We start from the raw sequence: 6382 nt of genomic DNA, 5'->3' as shown, positions 1-6382 counted from the left end.
AGGCCTTCTTCCCGCACGCGGCGTCGCTGCGTCAGGCTTTCGCCCATTGCGCAAGATTCCCCACTGCTGCCTCCCGTAGGAGTCTGGGCCGTGTCTCAGTCCCAGTGTGGCTGGTCGCGCTCTCACGCCAGCTACCCGTCGGAGCCTTGGTGGGCCGTTACCCCACCAACAAGCTGATAGGCCGCGAGGCCATCCCGTAGCGGCTGACCTTTGCTCCACAGTCCATGCGGTCCGTGGAGGTCATCCGGCATTAGCCACGGTTTCCCATGGTTATTCCGGACTACGGGGCAAGTTCCTCACGTGTTACTCACCCGTTCGCCGGTCTCCCCACACCCGAAGGTGTGGTTCTCCCTCGACTTGCATGTGTTAGGCGCGCCGCCAGCGTTCGTCCTGAGCCAGGATCAAACTCTCCATTGGAGATCTTCAAGCGTGATGCCGTCAGATCCGCGGATGAAGAGCTCACCGTGTGCAGGACCGCAAAGGACGGTAACCCTGCCTGGCCACGGTGAGAATCCGGTTCAAGAACAGCTGGTTTAAAGCTGCCCGGAACCAGTTCATACGTCCGTCTCATTTCCCGGCCCTACCGCTCCACAAGGGAACGGGGGCGGTCCCAAAGACGGGGTCATGTGCACTGGCTTTTGGCACACTGTGCAGTTTTCAAGGAGCGGCTGCGCTCCGTTCGAGGTCCGCCCGTTCCATACCGCTGTCGCGGTCGCTCGTGGGTCGGCTTTCGAACTACGGGTCGCGTGCGGGGCCTCTCGGCCCCCTCGGTCGGGTGCCTGCCGGCCGCAGACTGCGAGGACTCGTACGTCCGCCGCAGCGGGCCGCAAGGTATCTCCCGCCGGTGGGGGGTGTCAAACCCCCGCCGTGTTCCGAAGGAGAACTGTAGCCCTCGCGGTCGGGTCTTGCAACTCCGAGGCGGTGCCTTGTCCGACTGCCCCGGGACGGGAGATAGTACCCCATGCGGGTCGATCGGCAACCTCCTCGCGGCGAAATCTTCGGGCGGACCTGCCCCGTCCCCCGAACCGCCCCGACGGGGGGCCGGCGGCCCGGGGCTACGATGCGGCGATGACCGGGACCGATGCCGGCGTGCGCCCGTCGACCCCGCGCGACGTCCCCCACGCCGCCGCGCACCAACGTGTCCGGCCGACGGCTGCCCTGCTCGTCGCGCTGGCGCTCCTGGCCGTGCACCAGGCCTTCCGGTTCTCCGCCCTTGCCCCCGACGGCCTGCGCGCCGACCTCGGCATCCAGTACCACCTCGCCCAGCTCACCGCCGGCGGCGCCGTGCCGTTCATCGACTTCCAGCACGGCTGGAACGCGGGCAGCTTCTATCTCGGGGCAGCCCTCTACCTGCTCGTGGGGGGTAACGCCCCCGTCTGGATCTACCTGTTCGAGGTCGTCACGGCGACAGTCGTGGCGGGTGTGGCCCTGGCCGTCACCGCCTGGCGCCTGCGACTTCCCAGCAGCTGGCTGCTCGGACTCGTCGTGGCGTGGTTGTGGCTCACCCACGTGCCGAACGGCAAGTACGCGATCCCGATGCTCTGGCTCGCCTCCCTCGTGCCCACGGGAGGCGTGCGGCGCCGCCTCCCGGCCGTCGTCGTCCGGCTCGTGCTCGGCGCCGTGACGTTCTGGCTCCACGTCGAGCTCGCGGTGCTCCTGGCGGCCGGCGTCGCGCTCTACGACCTTTTCGGAGCGCGCGGGCTCGAGCCGCGCGACCGGCTTCTCCGCGCGGGCGCCGCCCCAGCCGCCATGGCCGTCGCCCTCGTGGTCCAGCTCGGCGTCTACCACCTGGCGGGGCTGCCGCCCGGCAAGCTCGTCGCGCTCATGATCGGTGAGCCGACCGCGGTCTTCGATGACGCGCACTTCGGCTATCCGCTGTTCAACCCCGGCAGCCTGCGCGCCCTCGTCTACCCCGTGAGCCTCGTCCTGCCGTTCGTCCCGGTCGTGTGGCGCCGCCTGTCAGCGCCGACCCGGCTCGCGGTGTGCCTGCACCTCAGCCAGGCGCTGACGGCCATCCGCCGCACCGACGAGGGCCACGTCGCAGCCGCGTCCACGCTGCTCGTCGTCGTCGTCGTGCTCGCGGCGCGGGACCTGCTCCTGGCCGCGCCGCCCCGGTTCGGCGACGTGCGGGGAGTCCGGCGCGCGCTGCTCGCGGCCGGCGGGGCGCTGTGGCTCGCGCTGGCCGTGGCGGCCGGCTTCCGCGTCCCGTCACTCGTCGCGATCGTCGGGCTGGCCGTCGTCTGCCTCCTCGGCGTCGCGGCGGCGGGGCGCGGGGATTTCCCCTGGGCCGGCGTCGGGGCCGTCGCTGCGGCGGGCCTCCTGCTCGTCGGCGGGCTCGCCGGGCGCACCCTCGTCGAGCTGCGCAGCGACCGCTCCGGTGAGCGTGCCGAGACCATCGCCGCCGCGGTCGGGGCCGCCGTGGAGCGGTGCGGCGACGGCTCCGGCCGCGCCTGGGTCGTCCCGGAGCCGCTCGGGCTGTACGGCGCGCTCGCGCTCACGAACCCCACCCCCCACTACGCCTTCTGGTACGACTTCGCCGCGAAGCACGACGAGGTGGTGGCCCAGATGGACGCCGGGGAGATACCCCTCATCATCCAGCCGTACGGCTGGCCGGACTCCATGTCCGGCATGGTCGACGACATCGAGGCGCGCTACGAGGTGTGTGATGAGATCTTCGTCGGGGAGGGCCGGCCGCTCGTCACCGTGTGGTCGTCGCGGGAGTAGCGGGCCTCAGGAGCGCACGAGGCGCACGAACCGGCGCCTGCCCGCCTGCAGGACGTGCCCGTCGAGGGCGGACGCCGGCAGCTCGGCGGTGGCGTCCCGGAGCGGCTCGCCGTCGAGGCGGACCGCTCCCTGGGACACGAGGCGGCGGGCCTCCGAGCCGCTGGCCGCCAGACCAGCCGCCTGCAGCAGGCTCGGCAGGAACCACGGGTCGGTGGGGCCGAGGGGGAACTCGGGGACCTCGTCGGGCACGGCACGGTCCCGGAACTGGCGGTCGAAGCGCGCCTCGGCCGCCGCGGCGGCGTCCCCCCCGTGGTAGAGCCGGACGATCTCCCGGGCCAGGCGGCGCTTCGTCTCCCCGGGGTGCAGCGTGCCGTCGGCCAACCCGCGGGCGATGCGGTCGGCCTCGTCGGGATGGACGTCGGTGACGAGGCGCAGGTACTTCTCCGTCAGCGCGTCGGGGATCGACATCACCTTGCCGAACATGTCGGCGGGGTCGTCGTCGAGGTCGATGGTGTTGCCGGCCGTCTTCGACATCTTCGCCCGCCCGTCGGTGCCCTCGAGGAGCGGCAGCGTGAGGACGGTCTGTGGGTCCTGGCCGGCGGTCGCCTGAAGGTCCCGGCCGACGAGCAGGTTGAACGTCTGGTCGGTGCCGCCGAGCTCCACGTCGGCGCGGATGGCGACCGAGTCGTGCCCCTGCAGCAGCGGGTAGAGGAACTCGCTTACCGCGATCGGGCGGCCTTGCCGGTAGCGCGCCGCGAAGTCGGCGCGCTCGAGCATGCGGGCGACGGTCATCTGCGCGGTCAGGCCGAGCACGTCGGCCATGCCCATGGCCTCCAGCCAGTCGCTGTTGTCGACGACCTCGAGGTTGTCGAGTAGCAGCACCTTGCGCGCCTGCTCCAGGTAGGTTTCGGCGTGCGCGGCCACCTCCTTCGCCGACAGCCGCGGGCGCGTCGCCGTGCGTCCCGACGGGTCGCCCACCCGGGCGGTGAACCCGCCGATGAGCAGCACGGCGGTGTGGCCGAGGCGCTGGAAGTCACGGAGCCGGCGGAGCACGACCGTGTGACCGATGTGGATGTCGGGGCTCGTCGGGTCCATGCCGAACTTCACGCGCAGGGGCGCACGCGTCCCCGCCACGACCCCGTCGAGCTTGCGCTCGAGCTCGCCGGCGGGCAGGGCCTGCTCGACGGCGTCGAGGAGGATCTTCGCTTGCTCGGCGGCGGGCACCATGCCCCGCAGCCTATGCGAGCCGGCAGGTCCGCAACGGGCTCACGCCAGCCGGTGGCGCTTGTAGGGCGACGCCCACGCCGAGCCGTTGACGACGAAGCGCCACGGCAGGTCCGCGGCGGTCGCGACACCCGTGCGGGGGGTGGTCGTGCGCGCGGGACGGGCGCCGTCGTCGGCGAGGTGGAGCGGCCCGCCGTCGCACAGGTCCGCTCCGCTCCAGGTGCCGTCCAGGCCGTACGCCTGTGCGAGGCGGGCCGGGCCGCGCAGGAGCTCCCGGTCGGGGCGGCCCCCTCGGCGGGCGCGCATGACGTCGAGGCCCTCGAGCGGCTCGCACGCCCGGAGCAGGCAGCCCTGACCCTGTCCCTCGGCGCCGGTGGTGACGTTGAGGCACCAGTGCATGCCGTAGGTGAAGTAGACGTAGGCGTGCCCCGGGGGCCCGAACAACGGGGCGTTGCGCTCCGTCGGGCCGCGGTGCGCGTGGCAGGCGGGGTCGGACTGCAGGTACGCCTCGGCCTCGACGATGCGGGCGACGAGGCCGTCGTCGCTGCGCACGAGGAGCTTGCCGAGCAGGTCCGGGGCGACCTCGGTGGCTTGCCGGGCGAAGAACCCCCGGGCCAGAGGCGTCGGCGTCATCCGCGCCCGCCCTGCCCCGAGCGCTTCGCCGCGACGAAGGCGAGCAGGCCGTGGAGATCCCGGCAGTTCAGCACGTCTCCTGGCGTCGCCCACCCCCGCTGGGCGGTCGCGACGCCGTAGCGCAGGCTCGTGAGGTCACCGACGGAGTGGGCGTCGCAGGAGATCGCGAGCTGCGCTCCTGCCTGCACCGCGCGGCGCACGAGGTCCCCCCCGAGGTCGAGCCGGCGGGGAGAGGCGTTGACCTCCAGCGCGGTGCCGGTCTCGACGGCGGCCCCGACGATCGCGTCGAAGTCGACCTCGTAGCCGGGCCGGACGCCGATCTTGCGGCCGGTCGGGTGGCCGATGACGTTGACCGCGGGGTTCTCCATGGCGGCCAGGATGCGGGCGGTCTGCTCGGCGGGTGGCCGGCGGAGCAGGCTGTGGACGCTCGCCACCGTGAAGTCGAACCCGAGCAGGAACTCCGGGTCGTAGTCGAGCCCGCCGTCGATGGCGATGTTCAGCTCGGCGCCGTGGAGGATGCGCATCGTCGGGTAGCGGTCGGCCAGCCGGGCGATCTCCGCGCGCTGGGCGAGCATGCGTTCCCGCGACAGCCCGTTGATGGACAGGTCCTCGGCGTGGTCGGTGACCGCCCAGTAGGCGTAGCCTCGGGCGGCCGCCGCGTCGAGCATCTCGACGAGGCTCGCCTTGCCGTCGCCCGACCAGTCACTGTGGCCGTGGAGGTCGCCACGGACGTCGGCGATGGTGACCACCCGCGGGAGCTCGCCGGCCACGGCGGCCTCCACCTCGCCGGTGTCCTCGCGCAGCGGCGGGGGCACCTCGACCATGCCGAGCGCCGCGTACACCTCCGCTTCGGACGACCCCGCGACCCGCTCCCCGGTCTCCCGGTCGAACACGCCGTACTCGTTCACCGTGAGGCCACGCCGCACGGCCCGCTCGCGGATGCGCACGTTGTGCGCCTTCGACCCGGTGAAGTACACGAGCGCCGCACCCCACGCCGCCGGCTCGACGACGCGCAGGTCCGCCTGCAGTCCCCGGACGGTGAGCACGCTTGTCTTCTTCTCGCCGGCGGCGAGGACCTTCACGACGAGCGGCGAGTCGCGCAGGGTCGCGTGGACGGCGCCCGGATCCTCGCTCGCGGCGAGCACGTCGATGTCGCCGACGGTCTCGCGCATCCGCCGGAGGCTGCCGGCGTAGGCGGCGTCGGTGACGCCCGGCACCTCGCGGAGCCGCGCGACGAGCTCCTCCGCGACGGCGATGGCGTCGGCCGCCGGGACACGGTCGCTGTCCTTCACGCCCATGCGGGCAAGCGACTCGCGGAGGTTCTCCTCGGTCTTCGCGCCGAGTCCCGGGAGGTCGCGCAGCGCCTGGGCGTCCAGCGCGGCGCGCAGGCGCTCGACGGAGTCGATCCCGAGCTCGTCATGGAGGAGCCGGGCGGTCTTCGGACCGAGGCCCGGGACCCGGATGAGCTCGAGCAGCCCGGCGGGGATGTCACCGCGCAGCTCCTCGAGCATCCCGATCGTCCCTGTCCGCAGGTACTCGGTGATCTTCTTCGCGGTCGACGTCCCGATGCCCTTGAGGCGCGCGATCTCCGCCGGCTCGAGGGTCGAAAGATCGACGGCCGCCGCGCCGATCGTCGCCGCGGCACGCTCGTAGGCGCGGACGCGGAAGGGGTCGTCGCCGCGCAGGCGCAGCAGGGTGGCGATCTCGGCGAACCGCGCGGCCACGTCCTCGTTCGTCCAGCTCACGCGCTCGATGCTACGTCGCCCTCTCCCGACGCGGCCGGGCCCGGACGACCACGTAG

At 72.6% G+C, this 6382-nt stretch carries 4 protein-coding genes and 1 rRNA gene; 1 reads left to right on the top strand and 4 read right to left on the bottom strand.

From position 1 onward, the window contains the following. A 16S ribosomal RNA gene (locus VM324_08445) occupies positions 1-417 on the bottom strand; the annotation flags it as partial. A gap of 651 nt (positions 418-1068) precedes the next feature. On the opposite strand from VM324_08445, the gene VM324_08440 reads away from it, so the two are divergent. Beyond that, the gene (locus VM324_08440; GenBank protein HVL99305.1) at positions 1069-2724 is read left to right on the top strand and encodes a hypothetical protein; all 1656 of its coding nucleotides are present in this window, start codon (positions 1069-1071) and stop codon (positions 2722-2724) included. A gap of 6 nt (positions 2725-2730) precedes the next feature. On the opposite strand, the gene tyrS is transcribed toward VM324_08440, so the two are convergent. Genes tyrS through polX form a run of 3 tightly spaced genes read right to left on the bottom strand, consistent with a single transcriptional unit; the run spans position 2731 to position 6326 of the window. Beyond that, the gene (gene tyrS / locus VM324_08435) at positions 2731-3951 is read right to left on the bottom strand and encodes a tyrosine--tRNA ligase (GenBank protein ID HVL99304.1); all 1221 of its coding nucleotides are present in this window, start codon (positions 3949-3951) and stop codon (positions 2731-2733) included. Between the two features lie 39 nt (positions 3952-3990). Continuing rightward, entirely contained in the window at positions 3991-4581 is a 591-nt protein-coding gene (locus VM324_08430; GenBank protein ID HVL99303.1) for a DNA-3-methyladenine glycosylase, read from the bottom strand. After that, positions 4578-6326 (bottom strand): DNA polymerase/3'-5' exonuclease PolX, encoded by a 1749-nt coding sequence (polX, locus tag VM324_08425; protein HVL99302.1) that lies wholly within the window; start codon positions 6324-6326, stop codon positions 4578-4580. Before polX ends, VM324_08430 begins: the two co-directional genes overlap by 4 nt. Positions 6327-6382: the final 56 nt, after the last annotated feature.

The organism is Egibacteraceae bacterium, from assembly GCA_035540635.1.
In the GTDB taxonomy this organism is placed as follows: domain Bacteria; phylum Actinomycetota; class Nitriliruptoria; order Euzebyales; family Egibacteraceae; genus DATLGH01.
The sequence above is the reverse complement of the archived record's forward strand: the minus strand, read 5'-3'. Positions and strand labels throughout refer to the sequence as shown.

Excerpts from the sequence above, each read along its gene's own strand:
- VM324_08440 (HVL99305.1), top strand. The coding sequence starts at position 1,069 with ATGACCGGGACCGATGCCGGCGTGCGCCCGTCGACCCCGCGCGACGTC.
- VM324_08430 (HVL99303.1), bottom strand. The coding sequence starts at position 4,581 with ATGACGCCGACGCCTCTGGCCCGGGGGTTCTTCGCCCGGCAAGCCACC.
- tyrS (HVL99304.1), bottom strand. The coding sequence starts at position 3,951 with ATGGTGCCCGCCGCCGAGCAAGCGAAGATCCTCCTCGACGCCGTCGAG.